At 61.1% G+C, this 1355-nt stretch carries 1 protein-coding gene; it reads right to left on the reverse strand.

Translation table 11 applies throughout. The features are described from left to right. Nucleotides 1–31 precede the first annotated feature (31 nt). Nucleotides 32–1168 (reverse strand): IS1249 family transposase, encoded by a 1137-nt coding sequence (locus tag JS530_RS10695; protein WP_214377130.1) that lies wholly within the window; start codon nt 1166–1168, stop codon nt 32–34. Between the last annotated feature and the right edge of the window lie 187 nt (nt 1169–1355).

Below are 1355 nucleotides of genomic sequence, written 5' to 3' on the forward strand. Positions count from 1 at the left end.
GGGTTATAGGCCAAAATGTGTGTCTGAGGGGTTAGTCGTTTGACTGCCATTGGACTCGTGTGTGGAAGTCGTTCCAGTCGATGCCGGCCCCGTATCGCGTGGGAATGCCGAACGTCTCGTACGTGCCTTGCTGGCTTTGTTCCCATGCGTGCCTGTAGAGGTCTTCGAGTTGCCGGTCGGTGATCGCGTTCGCGGCGAGCCACGCGTCGGTCTCGGGGTGTTCCGTGTGCTGGTGGCACCACCAGCAGATCGCTTTCAGCTGTCGTATCAAGCGCAATCCCCGGTGATGGCGCAGCATGTCACGCAACCGGCCGTTCCATGATTCGATGAGGTTGTTCATGGACGGCACCGAGCCAACGGCCGCGAGCTCCTCGTCGAGGAACGTGAACAACCGGTCCTCGCGGAGGCGACGACGGATCATGAAGCGTGCTTTGACGAGCCGTTGGTGCATGTCGTTCATGCTGCCGTCCGCGTACCGGCTTTTCTCGGCAAGGAAACCAGCGAAGTCCTGCTCCCACTGGTTGTAGGAGACGAGCCACGCCGCCGCATCATCCTTGTTCCTGACGCGCGCCAACGCCACGGCGATCCGACGCAGTCGTTTGCCGGCCTCCAGACGCGGCCTCATGCCGGTCAGTTCCATGATGTTGGCCTGCACGTGGAACAGGCAACGCTGGATCCTCGTGTCCGGCCACATCGTTCTCGCGGCCTTCATGATGCCGCCGCCACCGTCGCATACGAGCACGTCCGGCGGCGCGATGCGCGCCATCAGGCACTGCCAGGCCGCCGACCGTTCGCTTCTGGCGATGTGCCAGCCGATCACGTGCCCGTCGGCCACCGCGATCAATACCACCGCGTCACGGTGCAGGTGGATGCCGTCCACATGCACCACGTGATGGACCTCGTCCACCACGGGTACAGGCGGCCACAGGCTCCACATCAATTCGCACTTGCGGCGCAGTGTGCGTGCCGGCAACATGTGTTCGGCCTGGGATTGTTTCGAGAACAGCCAGTTCAAACCACACCGCAGATCATGGGCGCTGTTGTCGCGTGGCTGGGTACGCGAACTACCGCAGTCGGCGTTCCGACACCGCCACCTGACCCGCCCCGAACTCGTCCTTCCGTTCCGCTTCATCGGCTCGCCGCACACGGCGCAACTGGGTGTATTCATCCCCCCCCAATCTGCCATGCCAACTCGAAAGCCGCTCAACCGTTGTCCCGCAAGGCTTTGCGACCTATTCCAGACACACATTATGGCCGACCTCAAGTTCCCCACCAACACAACTTAAACATGAGAAACACTTACTGCCACAAAGGAAAACAAGCCAAAACAGACACACATTTTGGCCTATAACCCC

The organism is Bifidobacterium colobi (assembly GCF_018555455.1).
Lineage (GTDB): Bacteria > Actinomycetota > Actinomycetes > Actinomycetales > Bifidobacteriaceae > Bifidobacterium > Bifidobacterium colobi.

Coding starts and splice junctions, on each gene's coding strand:
- JS530_RS10695 (WP_214377130.1), bottom strand. CDS start 1,168: ATGAATACACCCAGTTGCGCCGTGTGCGGCGAGCCGATGAAGCGGAAC.